Consider the following 23,172-nt stretch of genomic DNA (forward strand, 5'->3'; position numbering starts at 1 on the left):
CGGACGGAGACCCAGGCTCTCCCACGGGCTTGGTGTCCCAAAGGTGCAACGGTCTTCCATCCGCCACCGCAATAGGCAGTACTACGCCAATAGCGGGTAAAGGGAAGTTACAAAGGTGCCGGCAGGCAGATGAGGGGCCGGTCTCGCCGATCTCCTCGCCTGACCACGGCGAAAGTGGAATAGGGCGAATTTGTCCGAAGTCGGAGCCGGACTTCGTCTCATCAGGAAAGCGCGACAGCCTCGAACAGCGCCGTCAATCCGATGCCGCCGCCGATGCCGATCATCGCGAGGCCTGTGGCGCCGGGAACACCGGCGCGGACCAGCTGACTGTACAGTCTTGTAACCAGGATCGCGCCGGATGCGCCGAAGGGATGGCCCAGGGCAATGGCGCCGCCCTCCCTGTTGACCGCGTCGGTGGCGATATCGAGCTGATCCAGCGATGCCAGAACTTGGGCGGCGAAAGCCTCGTTGAATTCGATGGCATCGATGCCGGAGAGCAAAAGTCCTGGCTGACGCTGCAGCAGCTTCCTGGTCGAGGCGACCGGGCCGATGCCGAGCAGGTTGGGGTCGACGCCGGCGGCAGCGCTGTCGATGAAGGCGAGGCCCCTGTCGATGCCGAGGCTCTTTGCCATGCCGCGGCTGATGACCAGCAACAGGCAGGCGCCGTCATTCACAGGGCAGGCATTGCCTGGAGTCACCGAGCCTTCGGCCAGAAAAGCGGGCTTGAGGTTTGCCAGTGCTTCGATCGATGTCGTGGCGCGCGGGCATTCGTCCCGTTCCACAAGCCCCTGGCCGGTGGAGATATCGACAGTCTCCGGCCGGAAAAGACCGGCCTCGGCGGCCGCGACCGCGAGCCGGTGGCTGCGCAGCGCGAATTCGTCCTGCCTCCGGCGCGTGATGGAAAATTGCCGGGCGACGTTTTCGGCGGCAATGCCCATATCGGGATCGCCGACCGTTTCGGGGGAAAACCGGGCGCGCCCGTAAAAGCGCGGCAGCGCCCCGTTGGCTTTCGGCCGTTCGACGCGCCACGGCGCGGTGCTGACGCTCTCGACGCCGCCGGCGAGGAAACAGGAGCCTGCCTTCGCCTGGATCAGCCGGGCAGCCATGATGATCGCTTCCAGGCCCGAGCCGCATTGCCGGTCGATGGCCACACCGGGAATCGCGACGGGCAGGCCGGCGGCGAGGGCCGCCAGCCGGCCGATATTGCCGCCGCCGCCGGCGGCATTGCCGACCAGCACATCGTCTATGGCTTCGGGCGCAATGCCTGTCTCGGCGACGATCCGGCGGATGATCGGCACAAGCAGGTCTTCGGCGGCGACCGTCGCAAGCGAGCCGAAGGACCGGCCGATCGGCGTGCGGTAGGCGGCAACCACGACCGGCTGCCAATCCTCGTCAGGCTGATAGGCGTAGGACAAGACCGTCTCCCGAAATCACCGCTGCCTCCACCTGGCCTCTGGAAATCTTGCCGCTGCTCGTCATCGGCCAGGAGGCGATATGGTAGAATTGCCTGGGGATCTTGAACCTGGCAAGCTTGCTTGCGCAATCCTCGGCCAGGATTTTCGCATCGATCGCCTCACCGGAGACGACGGCGACGATCCTCTGGCCGTAATAGTCATCCGGCAGGCCGAAGACGACGGCTTCCTCGACGCCGGGACAGGTTTTCAGCGCGCTCTCGACTTCGGCGGGATAGACGTTGTTGCCGCCTGAAATCATCATGCCGCCTGCCCGGCCGATCACCCGCAGCATGCCGTTGGCGTCGATTTCGCCGAGATCGCCGACGGTGGCGCCAGCCGGTGTGACCCGAAACGCCTGGCCATCGTCGCCCCAGAGATAGCCGTCGGCGATGAGGTCGCTCCTGACGAAGATGGTGCCCGGTACATCGGTCCCGACGTCGTTTTCATCAGGGTCGCGAATGGAGATCTCGACGCCGGGATAGGCCTGCCCCACCCGGTCGATCGGAAAATCGACCGCGCCGCCGACAAGGGTGGAGACGGTCATGAAACCAATTTCGGATGCGCCGTAATATTCGCGGATGCGCGCCCTCGGGAAAAGGCGGCGCATGGCTTCGACCCCGTTCACGTCGAGCTTGGCGCCGGCGGTCAGGACGTCGCGCAGGGAGGTCAGGGCCGGTTTGTCTGTCCAGGCCCTGGCAATGCCGGCAATATGGGTCGGCACGGCGACCAGCCGTTCTATCTGTTCGGCGGAGAGAATGCGCGCGACGGCGGCGGGATCCCATTTCCTGACCGAATGGAAGGTGCCGCCGGCATCCAGGGCTTCGACCAAGGCGTAAAGCGCCAGCCCATGCGCCAGGGCGCCGGGGCATAGGGTGGACGGCGCATCCGCGAGTTCGAAGACGGTGTGTCCGCGATCGAGGCTCCGGCGCCACTGCTCGCGAGAGCGATAATAGGATTTCGGCTCGGCGGTGGTGCCCGAGGTAAAGCCGATCAGGAAAATCCCTTCTGCTTCATCAGGCAGGTCGCTTTCCGCCGCGGCGAGATCGAAGGGCTCGGCGCCGGCCACGACGACTGATATGCCGAGTCTGCGAGCAATTTCGGCGCTCGGTCCGGCGTCGTCGTCGACAATCAGCGCATCAGGCGCCAGCCGCTCGATGATGCGCTCGATTCTCTCCGGCGGCATCATCGGGTCGATCACCGCGCAGGCGTTGGGCAAGGCGGTGGCGGCGATAAAATATTCGGCGAAGCCGATATGGTTGCCGAGGCTGAGGGCGACAAGTTTTTCGACGCCGGGCAGATCGAGCGTGCGGCGGCTCGAGTGCGGCAATTCCCGGAGATAACGGCAAATCGCCTTGGCGCGCGAATGCAGTTCGCCGTAGCGCAAGACACGGCCGTCGATCACCAGGGCCGGCTTGTCAGGCCTTTCCGCTGCATGTCGAAGAAGCTGCGCATGGATCGGCATGGACACTCGCTGGTTGAAGATCGGCCGTCAGCCCAAAGCGGCTCGGGTGGTCTCGGGGATCGGCGTCGGGCGGCTGTCGGAGAGGCCGACGCAGACCCAGACGAGCCCCGCCGAGGCGCAATGGGCGCCGTCGCGCCGGCGCAGGAGCTCGATCGCGAAGGAGAGGCTCGTGCGCCCGATTTTCTCGACGGCCACCTTGGCTTCGACGACGTCGTCGATGTCGATCGGGCTGTGAAAGGTGATCTCCGCCTTCTTCACGTGATAGGCAACACCCGATGAGGTGTGGCGGAAGTGGCCCAAGATTTCCCGGTGCCGCAGGAACTCGACGACCGCATCCTCGCAATAATCGAGGTAAACCGAATTGTGGACATGGCCATAGACGTCGATGTCTCGCATCGAGACCCGGAAGGATGCTAAAGGCCTGTCGTCAACACTCATGCGATCACCGAAAATTGGTGCGCTGTTCTAACCGCTGTTGTCCGGGGGATGCAATGCAATATCAGGCGATCGTGCGAAAATTCGGGCCGGCCCCGGAGGTCGTCGGGATCGAGCGGACCGAGCTGCCGCCGCTGCGGCGCGACCAGGTGCGCGTGCGCCTGCTTGCGCGATCGATCAATCCCTCCGATATCATCACCATATCAGGCGCCTATGCCGGCCGCACCACCCTGCCCTTCATCCCCGGCTTCGAAGCCTTCGGCGTGGTCGAAGCCTGCGGCGAAGAGGTCCACGGGCTTGCGCCTGGCAGCCGCGTGCTGCCGGTGCGCAGCGCCGGCGGATGGCAGGAATTCAAGGATACCGATCCCAGCTGGTGTCTTCGTGTTCCGGACGCGCTGTCCGACTTCGAGGCGGCGACGAGCTACGTCAACCCGATGACGGCCTGGCTGATGCTGCACAAGAAAATCGGGCTGAAGCCGGGCATGCGCATCGCCGTCAACGCCGCCGCCTCTTCGATCGGATCGATCCTGATCGGTCTGGCCAATGCCGTCGGCGTCGAGCCGGTGGCGATCGTCCGCAGCGAGGAATCGGTCGCGCGCCTGCGCGGGCGGCTCGAGGCCGTCATCGTCGACAGGGCCGACGGCGATCTGGCAGCGGGGCTCGCCGGCCGCCATGGGCTGGACGCGGTGCTCGACTGCGTCGGCGGCGCACATGCCGGCCACCTCGCCGCTGCGCTCAAACCCGGCGGGCATTTCGTGCATTACGGTCTGCTTTCCGGACAAAGCATCCAGCCTTCCTTCTGGGCCTCCCATCCCGACATCGTCTTTTCCTATTTCCACCTGCGCGAATGGGTTCATTCCGAAGCTATGGATCACGTCCAGCGCGCCTATGCCGAAGTGGCCGCGCAGATCGCTGCGGAGGTCATCGCGACCGAGGTCCGCGAGGTCTTTCCGCTGGAAAAGATCGGCCAGGCGCTGCACTCCGCCCTTCCCTTCCGGGCGGGCGGCAAGGTGCTGCTGGCCTGACAAAACCAGCGCCCGCCTCGTCCTTCGAGGCCCCTGCGGGGCACCTGGATGAGGCTCTCGTGGGCGTTGGCGGATCCTCATCCGCCCGTTATCATCGGCGCGGCATCCGCAACCTCCCTCATCCTGAGGCGTGGAGGCCGTAGGCCGGAGCCTCGAAGGACACGCGCCAGCGCTGCTTCTTGCACCTGCCTCGGTTCAAACCCTACAAAGTTTCGTGCCGCCGCCGCGATCGGATGATCGCCGGGTGGTTCTGATCGGCCCATCCGACCAGGGCTTTCATCGGGATGAGGAAGGATCGCCCCAGCTCCGTCAGCTCATATTCCACCCGCGGCGGAACCTCGGGATAGACGGTGCGACTGATATAGCCGTCCTGCTCCAGATGCCGCAGCGTCTTGGAGAGCATTTGTTTCGAGATGTCGCCGATCTCGCGCAGCAGTTCGTTGAAGCGCTTCTTGTCGATTTCCAGCGCCTCGAGCGTCAGCAGGCTCCATTGATCGCCGATACGATCGAGCACGCCTCTGATCGGGCATCCCGCCCCCGGGTTACCCGCTTCCTCGGTCATGGCGTCCTCCTTCCGGGTCATCGCCCGCTGACCTTGGCACCGAAAACTGCCTTCTTGCTGGGCATGCCGCGGTATCCTAGACCAAGCCTCATAGTCTGTTTCTTAGACTAGATCGCGGATCCATACCAAGGAGCTTGATGCATGACATTCGGGAAATCGCTTTTCGCACTCGCCATTCTGGCGGGCATGGCCATGCCTTCAGGCGCGTTTGCCGCCTCGCGGGATGTGAAGGTCGAGGAAGCCAATCGCAAGCTGGTGGTGGAGTTCTACGACCGGTTCTTCAACAAACACGATATCGCCGCCGCCTCGGTCGTCGCGGACGAGTACCGGCAGCACAATCCGGAGGTGCCCGATGGCAAGAAGCCGTTCGTCTCCTTCTTCACCGGCTTCTTCAAGGACAATGCCCAGTCGAAGGCCGAAATCGTCCGCAGTTCGGCCGACGGCGATCTCGTCTGGCTGCATGTGCATGCGACGAACGGCACCGAGGATCGCGGTCAGGCGATCGTCGATATTTTCCGCGTCAAGGACGGCAAGATCGTTGAACACTGGGATGTGATCCAGGCGGTTCCGAAAGAGGCCGCCAACAAGAACACCATGTTCTGATCGAAGTTCTGAATGGGGCCGGCTTCCAGCCGGCTCCAATTTCGGCGGGGGCCGCGATCAATCTAATCGCGGACGTTCCGATTTCGGCGTCGCCAGCCCGTGTCTGGCAAGCTCCAGCGTCAGGATCCGGGTTTCGAGCAGGTTGAAGATGCGCAGGACGGCCTCGATCGCGTCGAAGGGCTTCGTCAGAAAATCCTTGGCGCCGAGGGAAAGCGCCCGCCTGCGCGTCGGCAGGGTCGCATCGGCGGTCAGTACCAGGATCGGCAGGTAGCTGTTTTCGGGAATGAGCCTTGCAAAGGTCTCCAGCAGGGCGAAGCCGTCGAGGTCGGGCATCATCAGGTCGAGAAGAACGAGATCGACCGGATGCTCGCGGAAAAGCCGCAAGGCTTCGCGCGGCTCGGTGGTGCTGATCAACGCTTCGAAGCCTTCGCGCTTGAGAATGCGCTCCAGCAGCGAAACATTGGCGGGCTCGTCATCGACGATCAGGATCGTCGAGGCTCGCACGATATCAGTGGAATCTGCCATGGACCACCGCGACGTCGTCCTCGGCCGTGTACCGAGGCTCTACGCCGGCCCAATCAAGTTTCTAAAAATAAATGCTTTCCCGTCAAGCAATTACCGTGGTCAGACGCTCGGCACAAGGCCGAGCATGACGGAGGAGAGCATTTCAACAAATTGGCGGTGCCTACGGCACCGCGACATCTTGTGCCGCGGCGTCCCGCATCGCCACCGGTGCGCGCGGCAGATCGACATGGAAGGTGGCGCCGCTTTGGCAGCTGCTGAAGCCGAGCGTCCCGCCCATGGCCTCGATCAGATGTTTCGACAGCGCAAGCCCGAGGCCCGTCCCCTCCTGGTTGATCCGCTCGGCCCCCAGCCGGTCGAACGGCGTGAACAGCCTGATGACGCGGTCGGCGGGGATGCCGGGACCGGTATCGCTGACTTCGATCCGAATGCGGTCACCCATCGCGTGGTGGCTGACGCTCACGCTTCCCTGAGGACGATTATATTTCACCGCATTGGAGAGAAGGTTCAGGAACACCTGCAGCAGACGCCGCCGGTCGGCGAGCACGAGCAGATCGGGTTCGGCCGGCGCGGTGACCTCGATCCGGATCTGCTGCTTGCCGCAGAGCGGCCTTGCCAGCGATACCGCTTCATCGATCACGTCGGCGACGGGCTGCGGCTCGACAGCGAGATCCATGCGGCCGGCCTCGATTCTGGCCATATCGAGAACCTCGTCGATCAGGCTGAGCAGATGCCGGCCGGCTCTCAGGATCTGCGCGACGCTCTCCCTGGAACCGGCATCGGTCAGATCCATTTCCAGAAGCTGGGCGAAACCGAGAACGGCGTTCAGCGGCGTGCGCAGCTCGTGGCTCATGCGCGACAGGAACTCGCTTTTGGCGTTGCTGGCACGGATCGCATCCTCGCGGGCGGCAAGCAGGGCCTCCTCGAATTTCTTGCGCTCGGTAATGTCGCGGGTGATCTTGGAAAAGCCGCGCAGGCGGCCCGTCTCGTCATGGAGCGCGGTAACGACGACATGCGACCAGAACCGCGATCCGTCCTTGCGCAGGCGCCAGCCTTCCGCTTCCGTGCGCCCATTGCCGGCTGCCTTGGAAAGCTCTTCCGCGGGAAAGCTGTCCCTGCTGTCTTCGGGATAAAAGCGGGAAAAATGCTGGCCGACGATCTCCTCGGTGCCGTAGCCGGTGATCCGCTCGGCGCCCGCATTCCAGCTCACCACCTGCCCATGGGGATCGAGCCCGAAGATGCCGTAATCGCTGACGCCCTCGACCAGTTGCCGGAATCGTTCCTCGCTCTCGGTCAGATCGGCCTCGCGCCTTTTCAGAAGGACGCTCGCATCTTCCAGCGCCTGTTCGAGGCTGCCGAGTTCATCGCGGAAGGGATCGGCCGCCGTGACGACCTCGCCTTGCGACAGGAGATGCGCCTGGGCCTTCAATGCGTGCACGCGGCGCACGATGCTTGCCGAAAACAGGAAGACGGCGGCGAGCGCACCGGCAAAACCAAGGAAGCCGGCTGATATCATCAGGCTGCGCGACAGGGTGCGGACCTGGTCGGCGGTCTCTGTCCTGGCGTGAAGGAGATCGGCCTCCCGCCGGTTCATCGCGTCGATCTCCTGCCTCAGCACATCGAGCACCTGCTTGCCCTCGATGAGCCTGGCGGCAAGATCCTCGCGGCCGCCGGCGCGCAGGATGTCGGCCTGTTTCAACAGCTGGAGACGGTCGACTTTGGCGTCGACCAGGGCGCGGATGCGGTCGAGGCGGGTCTTCTGCTCTTCATCCCGCAGCCGGCGGCCGACTTCGTCGAGCACCACGGGCAGCCTGTCCTCGGCCCGGTTGAAGGGGTCGAGAAAATCGGGCCTGCCGGTCAGGAGGTATCCCCGCATCGCCGTCGCGGCTTCGGCGATCAAGGCGTGAAGCTCCTGAATGCCCGACTGGATCTCCAGCGTCACCCGCACCTGATCCTCGGCGATCCGGCTTTGCCGGTCGGCGACGAAGACCGAGGCGAGGGCCGCCAGGAGCAGCGCCAGCGGTACCATGATGATGACGATGCCTTTCGCCCGCAGCGGAAGGTCAGCGAAGCGCAGCGCCCGCCGGCCCGCTGTTGCCGTCATTGTCCGGGTCATCACTGCTCTTCTCCGGCGGTTGCGACGAGCCCGCCGCGCACGGCCATGACGGCGGCCTGCGTCCGGTCGCCGGCGCCGAGCTTGCCGATGATGCGTTCGACATGGATCTTGACGGTGCCCGGCGAAATCTTCAGCGCCCGTCCGATCTCCTTGTTGGTCAGGCCTCCGGCCACTTTCGTCAGCACTTCGCGCTCACGCACCGTCAGTGTTTCCAGGCCGCTATTGTTGGTCTGCGGCTTGGTGGCGGCGCGCTTCAACAGCCTTGCGACCAGCGGGCCGTCGAAGAAGGCGTCGCCTGCCAGCACGCGGCGGATCGTGCGCAGAATGTCGTCGCGGCTGGCGTCCTTCAGCAGATAGCCGGTGGCACCGGCCTCGATCGCCGCTTCCAGATAATCGAGACTGTCATGCATGGTGATGATCATCACCCGCGTCCCCGGCGACACGCGGCGGATCTCGCGGGTGGCGGCGAGGCCGTCCATGCGCGGCATGCGGATATCGAGCAGTGCCAGGTCCGGCTTGCGGGCAGCACAGGCGTCCACCGCTTCCACGCCGTCGCGCACATCCAAGGCGACATGGAAATCGTCCTGGCCGCCGATCATGGCGATCAGCCCGGCGCGGGCGATGTCATGATCGTCGGCAACGAGAATGGAGGCGGTCATCCCGATATCGTCTCCTGCTGAATGGGTGCGAAGGCGCGGACATAAGTGCCGCCCGAAGTTCCAGCGCCGATCTCGATGCGGCCGCCGAGCAGCGCCAGCCGCTCGCGCATGCCGACGATGCCTAGCCGCGCACCCCGCTCGTGAATCTGGGGCGCTTCCCCGATGCCCTTTCCATCATCGATCACTTCGAGATGGGCGTCACCCGCGCTGTCCTCGAAGAGGCGCACGATGAGCCGGCGCGCCTTTGCATGCTTGATCACATTGGTGATCGCTTCCTGCGCGACGCGGTAGAAGATGATCCCGGTCGATGCCGGCCAGCGGTCGGCGCCGGCGTCGAGATCGGCGATCACCTCCATGCCGTCGATCGCATCGAGGCGGGTGCGCAGTGCGGCCGCGACGCCGAGATCGTCGAGTTCGGGTGGGCGAAGATCGGCGATGGCCGCGCGAAGATCGGCGACGGAGCGGCGCGCGAGGGCTGCGAGCTGGTCGATCTCCGGCTTCAACGCATGCGCCTCGCCGATGCGGGCGGCGAGGTCCTGCAGGCGGTAGCTGAGGCCGGCGGCAAGCTGCGCCGAGCCGTCGTGCAGATCGAGCGCCACCCGCCGCCGCTCCTGCTCCTGTGCCTGGATCAACTGCGCGACGAGGGCCGCAAGCTCGCTGCGCTGCCGTTCGAGATCGCCGAGCAGCGCCTGCTTCTCCGCCGCTTGCCGTTCGAGATCGCAGGCGTCGGCGAGCTGGCCCGCCACCACCTCCAAGGTTTGCCGGTCGTCGGCATCGACGGGCCGTCCTCCCGACGGGCCGATGAGCGTCAGATGGAGATCGGAACCATCCTGCGAGGCAAACAGGATGCCATCGCTTTCCGGGCTCCTCGATTGCCCGACGGTCAGTTGCATGGGCGCCTCTGCCCGCAAGGACGGGAAGACAAGCCTGGCAAGCGATGCGCCAGCGAAATCGGCAAGCCGGGACAGAACCTCCGGGGCGGCCGTTTCGAATGTTTGCGCATCGAGCAGGTTTCGCACTTCGATGATGAAACGCAGCCGCGCCGCCCGCGCCTCCGCCGCCCTGTATAGCGCTCTCATCTCCGCGACATCGGGCGAGTGCGCCGTATCTGTGTTATGCTCCAGGCCCAAGGTGACTGCTCCTGAAATGAATGACGCGGGCACGATAGTCATTCCGGTGCGAATGTCATCTATGCCGTTCGGCAGATCGGATCGGAGCCACCCGGCAGATGGGAGCAGCGGCGGCGGGCTCTTAGATATTGGTCATGCGGTCGACCGAAGCGATATCCGCCGGAACCGCCAGATAGGAAGCCAAATATGCGTACCATCATTGCTGCCGCCCTCGTCCTCGGTTTCGTTCAGGTCCAGTCGGCTGCAGCGGCCGAAACGGCGACTTGCGCGCCGGTGAGCGAAGAGCAGGTCGCCAAGCTCTTCGACCGCTGGAACGCTTCGCTCGCAACGCTGAGCCCCCAGGAAGTCGCCAAGAACTACAGCGAAGACTCAGTGCTGCTGGCGACGCTCGCGAACAAGCCGCGCCTGACCCAGGAAGAGCGGATCGACTATTTCACGCACTTCCTGGAAAAGGAGCCCAAGGGCCACATCGACAGCCGTGACATCAAGCTCGGCTGCAACTGGGCCGTCGATACCGGCACCTACACCTTCACGCTGAAGGACGGCTCCAAGGTCCCGGCCCGCTATACCTACACCTACGAGTTCAAGGACGGGAACTGGCTGATCACCTCGCACCACTCTTCGATGATGCCGGAGAAGTAAGGTTTCATCGACCTGTTGGTCCGGCAGGAAGACCCCGTGTTCACCCCACACGGGGTTTTCCGCTGTTGACGGACGGAAGAGAAGCGTGCCGTGGCCGCCCCCTCTGCCCTGCCGGGCCCGGGGCGAGCCGCGGGTCTCGCCCGTCCTTCGGACCCCCACAGGTTAGGAGATTGGCTGGGCGCGATGGTTTCCTCAAACAACTACCGCAGACTCCGAGACGGTAGAGAGGAAGCGATGATCCAGCCCCCATCCGATCTCTCCCCTTGTGGGGGAGATGCCCGGCAGGGCAGAGGGGGCGGCCACGGCACGCCTTCTCTTTTTTGTAAAACACGCCGCATCGCGGGGGAGGAGAAGGAATGCGTTGGAAACGCACGGTATTTCGATTGAGATGAAAAAGCCCGGGCGCAGCCAAAGCTGCGCCCGGGTGAAATGCTTGCCGATCAGACGAGATCGAAGCGGTCTGCGTTCATGACCTTGGTCCAGGCGGCGACGAAGTCCTTGACGAACTTCTCCTTGGCGTCGGCCTGGCCGTAGACTTCGGCAAAAGCGCGCAGCTGCGAGTGCGAGCCGAAGATCAGATCGACGCGGGTGCCGGTCCACTTGGCGGCACCGGTCTTGCGGTCGCGGCCTTCATAGACGCCGTCCTTGCCGGCGGCCGGAACCCACTGGGTGCCCATGTCGAGCAGGTTGACGAAGAAGTCGTTCGTCAGCGTTTCCGGACGCGCGGTGAAGACGCCGTGCTCCGGCTGGCCGGCCTTCAGCACGCGCAGGCCGCCGACGAGAACGGTCATCTCGGGGCCGGTCAGCGTCAGCAACTGAGCGCGGTCGACGAGTGCTTCCTCAGGCTTCATGAACTGCAGGCGCTTGCCGTTCACATAGTTGCGGAAACCGTCGACCCGCGGCTCGAGCGCCGCGAAAGAATGCGCGTCGGTCTGTGCCTCGGAGGCGTCGGTGCGGCCAGGCGTGAACGGCACGCTGACGGTATTGCCGCCGGCAGCCGCCGCCTTTTCGACGCCGGCAGCACCGGCGAGAACGATCAGGTCGGCCAGCGAGATCTTCTTGCCCCCGGTCTGGGCGGCGTTGAAGTCTTTCCGGAGGCTTTCGAGAACACCAAGCACCTTGGCGAGCTGGGCCGGCTGGTTGGCGTCCCAGTCCTTCTGCGGGGCAAGGCGGATGCGCGCGCCGTTGGCGCCGCCGCGCTTGTCGGAGCCGCGGAAGGTCGAGGCGGACGCCCAGGCGGTGGAGATCAGTTCCTGCACGCTGAGGCCGGTGGCGAGAACCTTGGCCTTCAGCTCGGCAATGTCCTTGTCGTCGACGAGCGGATGGTCGACGGCCGGGATTACGTCCTGCCAGATCAGGTCTTCGGCAGGCACCTCAGGGCCGAGGTAGCGCACCTTCGGGCCCATGTCGCGGTGGGTCAGTTTGAACCAGGCGCGGGCGAAAGCATCGGCGAACTCGGCCGGATTTTCGAGGAAGCGGCGCGAGATCTTCTCGTAGACCGGATCGAAACGCAGTGCCAGGTCGCTGGTCAGCATGGTCGGCAGATGCTTCTTGCCGGCATCGTAAGCATCCGGAATGGACGCTTCGGCGTTCTTGGCCTGCCACTGCTTCGCGCCGGCCGGGCTCGTCGTCAGCTCCCATTCAAAGGCGAAGAGGTTTTCGAAGAAGTAGTTGCTCCACTTGGTCGGCGTCTGCGACCAGGTGACTTCTAGGCCGGCGGTGATCGCATCCTTGCCGACACCGGTGCCGAACGAGCTCTTCCAGCCGAGGCCCTGATCCTCGATCGCGCCGCCTTCCGGCTCGGCGCCGATGAGCGACGGGTCGCCCGCGCCATGCGTCTTGCCGAAGGTGTGGCCGCCGGCGATCAGCGCGACGGTCTCTTCGTCGTTCATCGCCATGCGGGCGAAGGTTTCGCGGATGTCGCGCGCAGAAGCGAGCGGATCGGAATTGCCGCCCGGGCCTTCCGGGTTGACGTAGATGAGACCCATCTGCACGGCGCCGAGCGGTTCGGCCAGCTGGCGTTCGCCGCTATAGCGCTCGTCGCCGAGCCAGGTGCCTTCAGGACCCCAGTAGAGCTCTTCCGGCTCCCAGACGTCGGCACGGCCGCCGGCGAAGCCGAAGGTCTTGAAGCCCATCGATTCGAGCGCGACGTTGCCGGTGAGGATCAGAAGGTCGGCCCAGGAGATGCGGTTGCCGTATTTCTGCTTGATCGGCCACAGCAGCCGGCGGGCCTTGTCGAGGTTGGCATTGTCAGGCCAGCTGTTCAGCGGCGCAAAACGCTGCTGGCCCTGACCGGCACCGCCGCGGCCGTCGGTGATGCGGTAGGTGCCGGCGCTGTGCCAGGCCATGCGGATGAAGAGGCCGCCGTAATGGCCGAAGTCGGCCGGCCACCAGTCCTGCGAATCCGTCATCAGCGCGGTAAGATCCTGCTTCAGCGCCTCGAGATCGAGCTTCTTGAACTCCTCGGCATAATCGAAGGCCTGGCCGAGCGGGTCGGCGCGGCCGGAGTTGTGGTGAAGAATCTGCACGTTCAGCTGGTTCGGCCACCAGTCGCGGTTCGACCGGCCGGCGGGAGCCTTGTGATGTGCAACAGGACATTTGCCTGTGCTGTCAGTGGGATTGTCCATGATTGTCTCCTTCATTGCTTGATCTGTCTGCCGTTCAAAAGTCGAGCCGAGTGGGCGTCCCGCTCTGCCTTGCTGTCTTCATATCGGAAGCATATGATAATTTTAAGTTGGATTTACTGATTGCTGCGATAAGTTGAGCTTATGAAGAACCTGACCCTGAAACAGCTGCGTTATTTTGAAGCCCTCGCAAGGGATGGGCGCTTCCGGCGCGCTGCCGAGGCCTGCGCCATTTCCCAGCCGGCCCTCTCCATGCAGATCAAAGAACTTGAGCAGGAGTTGGGCAGCGAGCTTTTCGAGCGCAGCGCGCGCGAGGTGAAACTGACGGCCTTCGGCCAGACCTTCGCTCTGAGGGTCCGCGAGATCCTGCGCGCCGTGGACGAGCTGGGGGAATTGGCGCGCGCCTCACGCGATTCCTTCCTGACACGGCTGCGCATCGGTATCATTCCGACGATCGCCCCCTACCTGCTGCCGGTTATCATAAACGATCTGAACAAAACTTTCGCCGGCATTCAGATCGAAGTGCGCGAGACGCAGACGGCAAAGCTGGTTCAGGAGCTGGCGCAAGGCCAACTGGATACGGCGATCGTCGCGCTACCGGTGTCGGAACCGTCGCTGACCGAGTTCGAACTCTTCAAGGAGGAGTTCGTGCTGGTGCGGCGGCCCGAAGACGAAGGCAAGCCGGTGCCCGAACGCGAAGCGCTACGCGAGATGCGGCTGCTGCTGTTGGAAGAAGGCCACTGCTTCCGCGATCAGGCGCTGTCGTTCTGCAAGATCGGGCCGGCCCGCCCGCGCGAAGTCATGGAAGGCAGCTCGCTCTCCACCCTGGTCCAGATGGTCAGCGCCGGAATCGGCATTACCTTGATCCCGGAAATGGCCGTTCCGATCGAAACACGCTCGGCGCAGGTTTCGATCTCCCGCTTCCAGTCTCCGCAGCCGTCGCGAACGATCGGCATGGTCTGGCGCAATTCCACCCCCATGGCCAAACAGCTCCTGCAGGTCTCCGAGGCGGTTCGCCGCTCGGCGGAGGCGATGCGAGGGCAGTGTGCTGGGGGTGATGGATGATGGGTTTTGTTTGCAACTAAGACCCCTCCCCAACCCCTCCCCACAACGGGGAGGGACTTAACCTGCGGCCCAGGCCGAGACCAAAAGGCGAGGACTTGCTCGCCGCGACCGTTCAACGGATTGCCATAGTCGAGGCTACGTGAAACGGTGCGGCACATTAGCCCCTCCCTCTTGTGGGGAGGGGTTGGGCAGGGGTCTTGGGCCGCAAGCGTCAGCCTCGGCGACTACTGTGTCAGCCGCAACGTATCCCCGCGAATGGCAGCGGCGATCGTCTCGTAGACGGTCTTGATGGTGGCCGGTGATGCGGTGAAAAAATGTGCGGTATTGGTGGCGCAGTTGCGAATGTTCACCACATCGGCATCGCTGCTATAAGACAGCGTATAGATTTCGATGCCGCTCTTCTTCATCGCCGAGCATGCGGCCTGCATCGCGGAGGTGGCGACCTTGTTGCAGGCTGACGATGGCGATTGAGAGCAGATCCAATCGAACTTGCCGTTCGGGTCATATTTCGTGTTCATCTCGCCGTCGGTCATGAACACCATGACTTTCTGCACGGAATCGGATGCGACCGCCGGCGAGGACTTGTCGCCCCACACGCCCTTCCATTTCGGCGACAAGGTGTACCATCCCGCGACCACGCCGGCGTCCAGGCGGGTGGAGCCTTCGGATGTCAGCTGGGTCACGACGTTTTTCAGATAGGTGAAGTCGCCGGTCAGCGGCGTGATCGGCGGCGGACAGAAGCTCGTTGCCGATTTGGGATTGGCGTCCATCGCGACGAAAGCGGATGTGGTCGGCAGCGAATCGCTGACACCATAGGCGCCGATTGCGCCGGCATCCCTGACCTCGACATCGGCACGGGGCTCGATGCAACCCATCCAGTAGTAATTTGTGGATGTGGACATAACCGGCGTAACGCCGTCGATCCAATAACCGAGCTTATAGCTGGAGGAAGTGTAGACGGATTTCGGATCGGTCCAGCGTTTGGGAACCGCAGCTGCTCCATTATACGATTGGAGCCAGGCCGTATTCCCCATGCCGATGTTGACGCGGCTGGAAAAAGGCACGATCGAGATTTTGGTTTTGTCGACGAGCGCGGCGTTGGACGAGAAGGCATGCAGAAAGCCGCTGACCGCGGTTTGCATCGGTGCGAAACGGTTCTCCTCGATCATCGAACTCGACACGTCGAGAACCAGCGCGATCTCCAATTGCTTCACCCCCGGCAAGGCTGCGCAGGACCTGATACTGATCGGAACTGACTGGATATTGGCCACTTGCATGAACGTAGTGGGGACGGCGTCCGCGACGTCGAGGCATAGTTCCGCTTCGTCGCTCGACACTTCCGGTTTGCCGGCGATGGCTGTCTTGGGCGCCCCATTCGCCGACAGGAAGGCGCTGACCGTGCTCGAGATATTCGCCTCCGGCATCCCATGCTTATATTTCGATGCAGCCGCGAGCACTGCGGAATCTGCGGCCGACTGCAAATCTATTCGGTCGTTGTAAGCTCTGATGAAATCGATGGAGGCGCCGACTGCGAGAAGCAGAGGCACCGCGACCAAAATGAAGATGATTGCGACGGCTCCGTCGCGATTGTCGGTCAGGCGGGAAAGGGAAAAGAAATGGCGTGTCATATCAATCGGCTCAAAATATCTTTAGTTTTCTCATGTCCTCCCGAGGTAGGGCTACGGCGGCACCATTAACGACCAGGAAATGCCAGGCCGTGTGGGAACAATAGGGGAAATTTTCTGGCGCGAATCGTATAGACCGCTCTAATTCTGGATATCTTGGCGCGGATCGACGCGCTTTATCGCCTTCGCCGGGAAGGCTTCAAGCCGGTGGCGTCACTCGGCCGGGCTCTCAAACGAACATCGAACCCGCTCTGTGGCGCGTATCGATCGACGCGCCGGCTGCATGCAACCGGGCTCAGCCCCTCGCCTTACGGGCGCCGTTTGAACGTATGCTCGGCTGCCGGAAATTTTCGCGACCGGACTTCGTCGGCATAGGCCGCCGCCGCCGCCGCGATCCTCTTGCCGAGCTCGTCGTAACGCTTGACGAAACGCGGGGTGAAATCGTTGAAGAGCCCCAGAATGTCGTCGGACACCAGAACCTGGCCGTCGCAGGCGGAAGAGGCGCCGATACCGATGGTCGGTATGTGCATGGCTGAGGTCACCTCCCGGGCAAGCGGCTCCACCGTGCCTTCGATGACGGCCGCAAAGGCGCCAGAGCCGCCGATGGCGTGCGCGTCGCGCCGGATCTTCGACGTCTCGTGCTCGGAATGGCCGACGGAACGATAGCCTCCGGCGGTATGAACCTGCTGCGGCATCAGGCCGATATGCCCCATGACCGGGACGCCTCGCTTGGTCAGAAAGGCGATGGTCTCGGCCATCTCCTCGCCGCCCTCCAGCTTGACGGCATCGCAGCCGGTTTCCTGCAGGATGCGGATGGCATTGCGGAAGGCAACCTCTTTCGATTCCTGATAACTGCCGAACGGCATGTCGACGACGACGCAAGCCTTGCTGACGCCGCGCATCACAGCCTTGCCATGGGCGATCATCATGTCGAGTGTGACGCCGATGGTGGTCTCCATGCCGTAGAGCACCATGCCGAGCGAATCCCCGACCAGCAGCAGGTCGCAATGCTCATCGAGGAGGCGCGCCATCGGCGTCGTATAGGCGGTCAGGCAGACGATCGGCTTGCCACCCTTCATGGCGCAGATGCGCGTCGGCGTCAGGCGCTTTTGAGATCCGGTCGCGCTCATTTCGTCACTCCCCTTCCCGGCTGGCCCTTCCCGCCGATAACCCCGGCAATCCGGTTGCTGCGGACCACCCGGTTGTCGAGGAGCCGCGTCGAGCCGAACCGGACGAACAGCGCCACGACGACGGGCTCTTCGATCGAGCCGACCGGCTCAAGCGTCGAAGCGTCTCTGACGGCGACGACTTCGGGCTTTGCCAAAGGTTCGCGACCGAGGAATTCCATGAGCTTCGCTTCTAATTCCTTGGCATCCGTCAGGCCGTCGGCAACCAGGCGCTCCGCCTCGTCGAGGGTCTGCGGGACGATCGCAGCGGCACGTCGCTCCTCGGCACTGAGATAGACATTGCGCGACGACAATGCGAGGCCGTCGCCGTCCCTGACGGTCGGCACCGATATCACCCGCACCGGTACAGCCAGATCATCGACCATTCGTTTGATGATGACGACCTGCTGGTAGTCCTTCTCTCCGAAATAGGCGGTCTGCGGCTGCACGATGTTGAAAAGCTTGTTGACGACGGTGGCGACGCCGGCAAAGTGCCCGGGCCGGACTGCCCCTTCGAGTTCATGCCCGAGATCGGGAACGTCGACCACGGTCAGCATGGGCCGGGGATACATATCCTCGACGCCGGGCGAAAAAAGGAAATTGACCCCGGCCTGCTTCAGCATGGCTGCGTCGCGTTCCAGATCGCGCGGATATTTGCTCAGGTCTTCGGCCGGGCCGAACTGCAGCGGATTGACGAAAATCGAAACGACGACGATGTCGTTCTCGGCGCGGGCGCGCGAGACGAGTTCCATATGACCGGCATGAAGATAGCCCATCGTCGGAACGAGGCCGACCGTGCGCCCCTGCCGCTTCAGCGCATCGAGCGTGTGGCGCAATTCATCAATGCTCGAGAAAACCCGCATATATCCTCCCCGCTGCCGGTCACTCCATCTTGGGCGCGGATAAGGACTGTAATCGATGCTGGAGGTCAATGCATATTCTGCGATAAAAACGATTAGATGGAACGGCATGCCGAACACCGAGCGATATCGGCCCGGGAAAACGGCATTTCGCCATGGGGTTCCCGCACCGCTTCCGAGCCGCTTGCAGGCGGACCGGCGATGTGCGACTTCCATGGCTCGCCCTATCCGTCAAGATACCATCATAGTCGGTCGCTATGGACGTTACATGGAGGACGCATGGACAAGCCCTGGAAGATCAGCCGCGGACCGATTGCGGCAACCGAACTCGACGTGGAGAAGGCAACCGCGATCAACATGCTGTTGATCCGGCCGGTCGCCGTGCTTCCGGCCAAAGCGGGAGATCCGATCCGCCCTTTTGCCGTCGGTCTTTTCAATGAACTCCGTCCGCTGCTGAAACCTGATGCCGGCGTCACGGCGCTGCGGCGGGCCACCGCCGCCTACGTCCACTGCCGACGCTACTATTTCGCCAGCGCCCAACCCGATGCCATGCGCCATGACCTTGCCGGCGAACCCGTCGAACCGCTGTCGCCCGAAGATCGGCTCGTCGCGCAAAAGCGCTTCCTGAGCCTCAAGCAGAGCACCAGCAAAGCCGAAGCGCCCGAGCAGCCCGCACCGGTTCCCCCTCCCCTGCTGAGCAAAAGCGAACAGATCCGCGCGGCCCTGCTCGGCAAAAGGAACGCCGTCAGCTAGATCCGTATAGTGCTGGATCGAAGAATAGAGCGCCGCTTGTTCAAATGAGGGGATGGTCTGCGGCTTATAGACGATCGCCGTGTCGATTCGTCAAAACCTTCGTGTCCTCCTCAGGTATATTTTGCTTTACAGAGCATTAATGCAATTGCGCTAATTTTAGCACCAACCACAACCCGGTTCGGATTTGCTAATGCCATGCGTTTTCTGATTGCAACTTCCCTCTTCGCATTGGCCGCAGCAGAGCCCGGCGCGGCCGCCGATCTTTCCGCCTATAAACGGCCGCTGACAGTTCCTTTCCAGGGGGTGACGGCCTATTCTCCGCAATTGGCGACGCTCGGCAAGATGCTGTTCTTCGACCCCCGGCTTTCCGGCAACAAGAACATGACCTGCGCCAGCTGTCATAATCCGTCCTTCGGCTTCGAGACGCCTGTGAAGACGCCGATCGGCGCGGCCAATACCGCGCTCGGGCGCCAGGCGCCAACGGTTTTGAACGTTGCCTGGGTGTCGCCCTTCTTCTGGGACGGCCGTGCGCCGAACCTGGAGCAGCAGGCGGCGGGCCCGATCACCGCAGCCGCCGAAATGAACGGCAAGCTCGACGACGCCGTGAGCGAAATGCAGGATATACCCGACTACAAGAAGTGGTTCGGCGAGGTCTTTCCCGATAAGGGCATCAGCAAGGAGACGCTGCTGACGGCCATCGCCACCTATGAGCGGACGGTGGTTTCCAACTGGTCGCCCTTCGACCGCTGGGTGGATGGCGACGAGAAAGCGGTCTCCGACAGCGCCAAGCGCGGCTTCGAGCTGTTCACCGGCACGGCCGGCTGTTCCGCCTGCCATTCGGGCTGGAATTTTACCGACAACAAGTTCCATGACATCGGCCTGCCGAGTGAGGATATCGGCCGCTACAAGATCGACGCGAGCAGCCCTGGCAATAAATATGCTTTCAAGACACCCGGCCTGCGCAACACGCTCTACCGTGGTCCCTATATGCACGATGGCAGCCTGAAGAGCATGGACGAGGTGATCGTCCACTATGAAAGTGGCGGTGTCAGCCGTCCGTCACTCGATCCGGCGATGTCGCCCTTCCTGCTGACGGAAGAGGAGAGCAAGGATCTGGTCGCCTTTCTGGGAACTTTGACCGCGGAAAAGCAAGACATCCCCTTGCCGACGCTGCCGAACTGAGGTGCAGGCAATGAAACTCTCCATACGCATGCAGATTCTCGTGCCGATGGTGGCCACGATCGTCGTCGGCTTCGGCAGCGCATTCCTGATCGGCTACCAGGCAATCACCGGCCAGACCCGGGTCGCCGCGGTGGTGCAGGAGGCGGTGAACGCCAAGCTGGCCTCCGCGCATATCGAACAGCAGTTCAGACAGGCCACATCAGTTGTCGACCGGGTGCTGTCGATGACGAATTTCGTGCCGGCGACCGAGGTCAAGGCGGAATTCGACGCGACCGACGGCGCGCTCTCGCAATCGCTCGATGAGCTTGGCCGCGTCGACCTGGCAGCTTCGCTGACCGAAGGCGTGCGATCGCTCGGCGAGGCGCATGAGGTCTGGGAAAAGGATGTCAGGATCAGCCTTGGCCTGGAGCAGGCGGACGAGGTGCCGACGGCCGAAAAGCTGGCGCGCTCGCAGCAGGCGATCCTGAGCGGGATTGCCGCCGTCAACGCTATCGTCGATAAGATCGCGACGGAGAGTGTGGCTGAAGCCGGCAGCGCGCTGGAGACGAAGATCGAAATCGAATTGGCCTTGGCGGGCCTTGCCGCGATCCTCGGCCTCGGCATCCTGATCGCCATTGCCCGGCATGTGTCGCGCCCGATCCAGCGCATCACCCAATCCATGCAGGAACTCGCAGGCGGCGAGACCGACAAGGCAATCCCCTATGCGGGGCGCCGCGACGAGATCGGCCTGATGGCCGGTTCGGTGGAAGTCTTCCGTCAGAACGCCATCGCCCGCACCCGGCTCGAAAACGAGGCGGAGCAGAACCGGCGGCTGGCGGAAGCAAACCGGCTGGCGGATCAAGAGCAGGCGGAGGCGAGCGCGGCCGAGCGGCTAACGGTCGCCACGTCGGGCCTGGCGGCCGGGCTGAAGCGGCTCGCCGAGGGTGACCTCGCTTTCAAGCTCGCAGACCGGTTCGCGGCGGAATTCGAACCGCTCCGGCATGATTTCAACGCCTCCGTCGAGCAGCTCGGCGGCACGCTGCTTTCCGTCTCCGAAAGCGTATCGATCATCAACTCCGGCACCCGCGAGATCAGCAACGGCTCCAACGAACTCTCCGGCCGCACCGAGCGGCAGGCGGCGACGCTCGAACAGACCGCTGCGGCGTTGAGCGCCGTGACTGCCAAAGTGACGGAAGCCTCCAAGATCGCCGACGAGGCCCGCGGCGTCGCCGACAGCGCCAATCGCAGCGCCATGGCATCGGGCAAGGTGGTGGCCCAGACGGTCGAGGCCATGGGGCAGATCGAGGAATCGTCGAAGCAGATCAACAATATCATCGCCGTCATCGACCAGATTGCCTTCCAGACCAACCTCCTGGCGCTGAATGCCGGCGTCGAGGCGGCCCGGGCCGGCGAGGCCGGCAAGGGTTTTGCCGTCGTCGCCCAGGAAGTGCGCGAACTCGCGCAACGCTCGGCCCAGGCGGCCAAGGAGATCAAGGATCTGATCGGGCGGGCATCCGCCAAGGTCAGCACCGGTGTCGAACTGGTCAGCCAGACCGGCGCAGCCCTTGGCGACATCGGCCGCTTCATCGTCGATATCAACCGTTTCATGGAAGCACTGGCAGGCGCGGCGCGGGAGCAGTCCACCAACCTGTCGGAAGTCAATGCGGCCATGCACCAGCTCGACCAGGTGACCCAGCAGAATGCCGCAATGGTGGAGGAAACCACGGCGGCCAGCGTCACGTTGGCGAGCGAGGCCGAACGCCTGCGCGAATTGGTCACCCAGTTCGAATTGGGCAGGGCGGCGCCTGGCACGGGGACCTATCGCGACGCCGCTTGAGCGCCGCTCTGTTCCCATCGTCGGGCCGAGGCGCCGGCTTGGTGAGATAACGGGTCCCTCGCCCGCAAGAGAGCCGTCAGCATCGGGCCGATCACGAATTCGCCGCGTTCGGCGCGCCGCGTGAGGTCCCTGAGATAACCGCCGGCGGAGTTGATGTGCCCTCCCCGCTGCAGAATGCAGGCCATGACAATTGCGGTGTTCTCTAATCCCATAACCAAGGCCGCTTCCTCATAGGCCGACGAACCGACGGCCAGCATCGAGCGCACGACGGCCGCCGCCGTCATCAGATCCCGCCAACTGGCGATCGCTCCGCCGGGTCCGTAGTCGACGATGTCAGGGCAGGCCTGGAGAACCGTGGCGAGCGGGAAGGATTTCGATCCCCCTGCATTTGCCCGGGCAATGGCCCGCGATCCCTCCCCGTCCTTTCCGGCAATTCCGGGTTCACGGCTGCCGGTCCTCGGCTCTTGATCCCGTTCCGCCTCCTGCCCCGTTTCCAAACCCGGTTCAGATTCAGATGTGGATTCGGGATTCGAATTCTGTATGTGACGCTCAATCCGGGATTCATTGGTGCTCGTCATTCGAGTTTTCTCTCGAGATTCCAACGTTTTGACGACTGCAAGGCGGATCGTCTCAAGCTCTTCCAGGATCGGCTGGAGGCTTTCGAGTGTTGCTGTCCTCGGGATGCGCTGCAGCAGTGCATGAAACATCGAAGAGACATGCTCCCAGTCGCCGGGAACCGCTTCTTCGATGGCGGCGGAAACGAGCTTGGCGATATCGCGCCGGCAGATGGTCAGCCGCTCTTTCATTGCGCGCAGCATCTGCCGGTCGGCGGCAATGCGGGCGGCAACCGTTTCGATCTCGGTGGCGCGGGCAAGAAGCGGCGCCAGGCTGAAGCCATAGGCCTCGTCGACCCCGCCTTCCCTGTTGCGCCTGATATAGCGCTTGCCGTTCGGACTGTCCTTGCGGGAGATGAGTCCGGCCTCGACCAGACCGGCGAGATGCCGGCGCAATGTCGCGGCCGCCATGCCGCGTGCCCTGAGGCAAAGCTGCATGTTCGAGGGAAAGACGACCAGTCCTTTTTCACGGGACAGCTCGTCGTCGGGAAAAAATGTCAGCAGCGCATCGAGCACCGTCAGTGCCCGATCGCTGACACCGAGACCCGCTCGGGCCTCGCAGACCGATCTGAACAGCTTCCACTTATTGCGCCTCGTCCCGGCTTCGATCGCTTCGCCGCGTCGCTGTTTCAGCAGCATGCCAAGCGACATCGGCCGCCGCCCGAAGGGCGTCGTCACATATTCACTCTCCATTTCCTTCACCTTCGATCAGGCAAAAGAAATCCGCTCACCGAAACGATGCGAGGATAAAAGTGCCGTAGCGTCTCTTACGCGTCTAAAAAGACGCGGGCGGTCGCGCTGCAGGACTCTTGACTGGGATTCGTGAAAATGCGATTCTCTGTCTTGCTTAAGGATAG

Annotated in this window: 20 protein-coding genes; 7 read left to right on the forward strand and 13 right to left on the reverse strand. The window is 63.4% G+C overall.

What is annotated here, in order from left to right; genetic code table 11:
* Positions 1–221: 221 nt before the first annotated feature.
* From ATY75_RS20375 to ATY75_RS20385, 3 genes are read right to left on the reverse strand one after another with little or no spacing between them, the layout of a single operon-like run.
* Positions 222–1,415, reverse strand: a complete 1,194-nt coding sequence (locus ATY75_RS20375; protein WP_088938935.1) for a thiolase family protein — start codon at positions 1,413–1,415, stop codon at positions 222–224.
* Entirely contained in the window at positions 1,393–2,916 is a 1,524-nt protein-coding gene (locus ATY75_RS20380) for an AMP-binding protein (RefSeq protein ID WP_088938936.1), read from the reverse strand. The genes ATY75_RS20375 and ATY75_RS20380 overlap by 23 nt, the downstream gene beginning before the upstream one ends.
* 27 nt (positions 2,917–2,943) lie before the next feature.
* Positions 2,944–3,354 (reverse strand): thioesterase family protein, encoded by a 411-nt coding sequence (locus ATY75_RS20385; protein ID WP_088938937.1) that lies wholly within the window; start codon positions 3,352–3,354, stop codon positions 2,944–2,946.
* A 53-nt stretch (positions 3,355–3,407) separates the two neighbouring features.
* Here ATY75_RS20385 and ATY75_RS20390 point away from each other — a divergent pair, with 53 nt between their 5' ends.
* Positions 3,408–4,376, forward strand: coding sequence for a zinc-dependent alcohol dehydrogenase family protein (locus ATY75_RS20390; protein WP_088938938.1), 969 nt, complete (start codon positions 3,408–3,410; stop codon positions 4,374–4,376).
* Between the two features lie 202 nt (positions 4,377–4,578).
* Here ATY75_RS20390 and ATY75_RS20395 read toward each other — a convergent pair whose 3' ends face one another.
* Positions 4,579–4,938, reverse strand: coding sequence for a helix-turn-helix domain-containing protein (locus ATY75_RS20395; protein ID WP_088938939.1), 360 nt, complete (start codon positions 4,936–4,938; stop codon positions 4,579–4,581).
* A 141-nt stretch (positions 4,939–5,079) separates the two neighbouring features.
* Here ATY75_RS20395 and ATY75_RS20400 point away from each other — a divergent pair, with 141 nt between their 5' ends.
* Positions 5,080–5,541 (forward strand): nuclear transport factor 2 family protein, encoded by a 462-nt coding sequence (locus ATY75_RS20400; RefSeq protein WP_088938940.1) that lies wholly within the window; start codon positions 5,080–5,082, stop codon positions 5,539–5,541.
* 57 nt (positions 5,542–5,598) lie between these two features.
* Here ATY75_RS20400 and ATY75_RS20405 read toward each other — a convergent pair whose 3' ends face one another.
* The 4 genes from ATY75_RS20405 to ATY75_RS20420 all read right to left on the reverse strand — a co-directional run bounded on the left by ATY75_RS20405 (position 5,599) and on the right by ATY75_RS20420 (position 9,917).
* Entirely contained in the window at positions 5,599–6,066 is a 468-nt protein-coding gene (locus ATY75_RS20405; RefSeq protein ID WP_088938941.1) for a response regulator, read from the reverse strand.
* 160 nt (positions 6,067–6,226) lie between these two features.
* On the reverse strand, positions 6,227–8,179 hold the full coding sequence (locus tag ATY75_RS20410; RefSeq protein ID WP_245317606.1) for an ATP-binding protein: 1,953 nt from the start codon (positions 8,177–8,179) through the stop codon (positions 6,227–6,229).
* Complete coding sequence (locus ATY75_RS20415; RefSeq protein WP_064843865.1) at positions 8,179–8,838, reverse strand: response regulator transcription factor; 660 nt, start codon at positions 8,836–8,838, stop codon at positions 8,179–8,181. Before ATY75_RS20415 ends, ATY75_RS20410 begins: the two co-directional genes overlap by 1 nt.
* Entirely contained in the window at positions 8,835–9,917 is a 1,083-nt protein-coding gene (locus tag ATY75_RS20420) for an ATP-binding protein (protein ID WP_245317607.1), read from the reverse strand. Before ATY75_RS20420 ends, ATY75_RS20415 begins: the two co-directional genes overlap by 4 nt.
* 237 nt (positions 9,918–10,154) lie before the next feature.
* Here ATY75_RS20420 and ATY75_RS20425 point away from each other — a divergent pair, with 237 nt between their 5' ends.
* Complete coding sequence (locus ATY75_RS20425; RefSeq protein WP_065092838.1) at positions 10,155–10,610, forward strand: SgcJ/EcaC family oxidoreductase; 456 nt, start codon at positions 10,155–10,157, stop codon at positions 10,608–10,610.
* Between the two features lie 440 nt (positions 10,611–11,050).
* Here the strand turns inward: ATY75_RS20425 and katG are convergent, their stop codons facing one another.
* Positions 11,051–13,237: a catalase/peroxidase HPI gene (gene katG / locus ATY75_RS20430; RefSeq protein ID WP_088938943.1), complete on the reverse strand. Its 2,187-nt coding sequence runs from the start codon at positions 13,235–13,237 to the stop codon at positions 11,051–11,053.
* 141 nt (positions 13,238–13,378) lie between these two features.
* Between katG and ATY75_RS20435 the strand changes: the two genes are divergently transcribed.
* On the forward strand, positions 13,379–14,299 hold the full coding sequence (locus ATY75_RS20435) for a hydrogen peroxide-inducible genes activator (RefSeq protein WP_088938944.1): 921 nt from the start codon (positions 13,379–13,381) through the stop codon (positions 14,297–14,299).
* A gap of 224 nt (positions 14,300–14,523) precedes the next feature.
* On the opposite strand, the gene ATY75_RS20440 is transcribed toward ATY75_RS20435, so the two are convergent.
* The 3 genes from ATY75_RS20440 to panC form a co-directional block, all read right to left on the reverse strand.
* Positions 14,524–15,927, reverse strand: coding sequence for a pilus assembly protein TadG-related protein (locus ATY75_RS20440; RefSeq protein ID WP_088938945.1), 1,404 nt, complete (start codon positions 15,925–15,927; stop codon positions 14,524–14,526).
* 305 nt (positions 15,928–16,232) lie between these two features.
* Positions 16,233–17,054 carry a 3-methyl-2-oxobutanoate hydroxymethyltransferase gene (panB, locus tag ATY75_RS20445; RefSeq protein WP_088938946.1) on the reverse strand — a complete coding sequence of 274 codons (822 nt, stop codon included), beginning with the start codon at positions 17,052–17,054 and terminating at the stop codon, positions 16,233–16,235.
* Entirely contained in the window at positions 17,051–17,953 is a 903-nt protein-coding gene (gene panC / locus ATY75_RS20450; RefSeq protein WP_088938947.1) for a pantoate--beta-alanine ligase, read from the reverse strand. Before panC ends, panB begins: the two co-directional genes overlap by 4 nt.
* Before the next feature lie 276 nt (positions 17,954–18,229).
* Here panC and ATY75_RS20455 point away from each other — a divergent pair, with 276 nt between their 5' ends.
* From ATY75_RS20455 to ATY75_RS20465, 3 genes are all read left to right on the forward strand, one after another.
* Positions 18,230–18,703 carry a ProQ/FINO family protein gene (locus ATY75_RS20455; protein WP_088938948.1) on the forward strand — a complete coding sequence of 158 codons (474 nt, stop codon included), beginning with the start codon at positions 18,230–18,232 and terminating at the stop codon, positions 18,701–18,703.
* A 195-nt stretch (positions 18,704–18,898) separates the two neighbouring features.
* Positions 18,899–19,885, forward strand: a complete 987-nt coding sequence (locus ATY75_RS20460) for a cytochrome c peroxidase (RefSeq protein ID WP_088938949.1) — start codon at positions 18,899–18,901, stop codon at positions 19,883–19,885.
* Positions 19,886–19,895: 10 nt separating this feature from the next.
* Positions 19,896–21,701, forward strand: coding sequence for a methyl-accepting chemotaxis protein (locus ATY75_RS20465; RefSeq protein ID WP_088938950.1), 1,806 nt, complete (start codon positions 19,896–19,898; stop codon positions 21,699–21,701).
* Here the strand turns inward: ATY75_RS20465 and repC are convergent.
* Positions 21,683–23,008 carry a plasmid replication protein RepC gene (gene repC / locus ATY75_RS20470; RefSeq protein ID WP_088938951.1) on the reverse strand — a complete coding sequence of 442 codons (1,326 nt, stop codon included), beginning with the start codon at positions 23,006–23,008 and terminating at the stop codon, positions 21,683–21,685. The genes ATY75_RS20465 and repC overlap by 19 nt on opposite strands.
* Positions 23,009–23,172: the final 164 nt, after the last annotated feature.

The sequence above is a fragment of the Rhizobium sp. N122 genome, from assembly GCF_002211295.1.
Classification (GTDB): Bacteria; Pseudomonadota; Alphaproteobacteria; order Rhizobiales; family Rhizobiaceae; genus Rhizobium.

Coding starts and splice junctions, on each gene's coding strand:
- ATY75_RS20385 (WP_088938937.1), bottom strand. CDS start 3,354: ATGAGTGTTGACGACAGGCCTTTAGCATCCTTCCGGGTCTCGATGCGA.
- ATY75_RS20380 (WP_088938936.1), bottom strand. CDS start 2,916: ATGCCGATCCATGCGCAGCTTCTTCGACATGCAGCGGAAAGGCCTGAC.
- katG (WP_088938943.1), bottom strand. CDS start 13,237: ATGGACAATCCCACTGACAGCACAGGCAAATGTCCTGTTGCACATCAC.
- ATY75_RS20435 (WP_088938944.1), top strand. CDS start 13,379: ATGAAGAACCTGACCCTGAAACAGCTGCGTTATTTTGAAGCCCTCGCA.
- ATY75_RS20420 (WP_245317607.1), bottom strand. CDS start 9,917: ATGAGAGCGCTATACAGGGCGGCGGAGGCGCGGGCGGCGCGGCTGCGT.
- ATY75_RS20415 (WP_064843865.1), bottom strand. CDS start 8,838: ATGACCGCCTCCATTCTCGTTGCCGACGATCATGACATCGCCCGCGCC.
- ATY75_RS20405 (WP_088938941.1), bottom strand. CDS start 6,066: ATGGCAGATTCCACTGATATCGTGCGAGCCTCGACGATCCTGATCGTC.
- ATY75_RS20465 (WP_088938950.1), top strand. CDS start 19,896: ATGAAACTCTCCATACGCATGCAGATTCTCGTGCCGATGGTGGCCACG.
- ATY75_RS20440 (WP_088938945.1), bottom strand. CDS start 15,927: ATGACACGCCATTTCTTTTCCCTTTCCCGCCTGACCGACAATCGCGAC.
- ATY75_RS20425 (WP_065092838.1), top strand. CDS start 10,155: ATGCGTACCATCATTGCTGCCGCCCTCGTCCTCGGTTTCGTTCAGGTC.
- panB (WP_088938946.1), bottom strand. CDS start 17,054: ATGAGCGCGACCGGATCTCAAAAGCGCCTGACGCCGACGCGCATCTGC.
- ATY75_RS20395 (WP_088938939.1), bottom strand. CDS start 4,938: ATGACCGAGGAAGCGGGTAACCCGGGGGCGGGATGCCCGATCAGAGGC.
- ATY75_RS20410 (WP_245317606.1), bottom strand. CDS start 8,179: ATGACCCGGACAATGACGGCAACAGCGGGCCGGCGGGCGCTGCGCTTC.
- ATY75_RS20455 (WP_088938948.1), top strand. CDS start 18,230: ATGGACAAGCCCTGGAAGATCAGCCGCGGACCGATTGCGGCAACCGAA.
- ATY75_RS20460 (WP_088938949.1), top strand. CDS start 18,899: ATGCGTTTTCTGATTGCAACTTCCCTCTTCGCATTGGCCGCAGCAGAG.
- panC (WP_088938947.1), bottom strand. CDS start 17,953: ATGCGGGTTTTCTCGAGCATTGATGAATTGCGCCACACGCTCGATGCG.
- ATY75_RS20400 (WP_088938940.1), top strand. CDS start 5,080: ATGACATTCGGGAAATCGCTTTTCGCACTCGCCATTCTGGCGGGCATG.
- repC (WP_088938951.1), bottom strand. CDS start 23,008: ATGGAGAGTGAATATGTGACGACGCCCTTCGGGCGGCGGCCGATGTCG.
- ATY75_RS20390 (WP_088938938.1), top strand. CDS start 3,408: ATGCAATATCAGGCGATCGTGCGAAAATTCGGGCCGGCCCCGGAGGTC.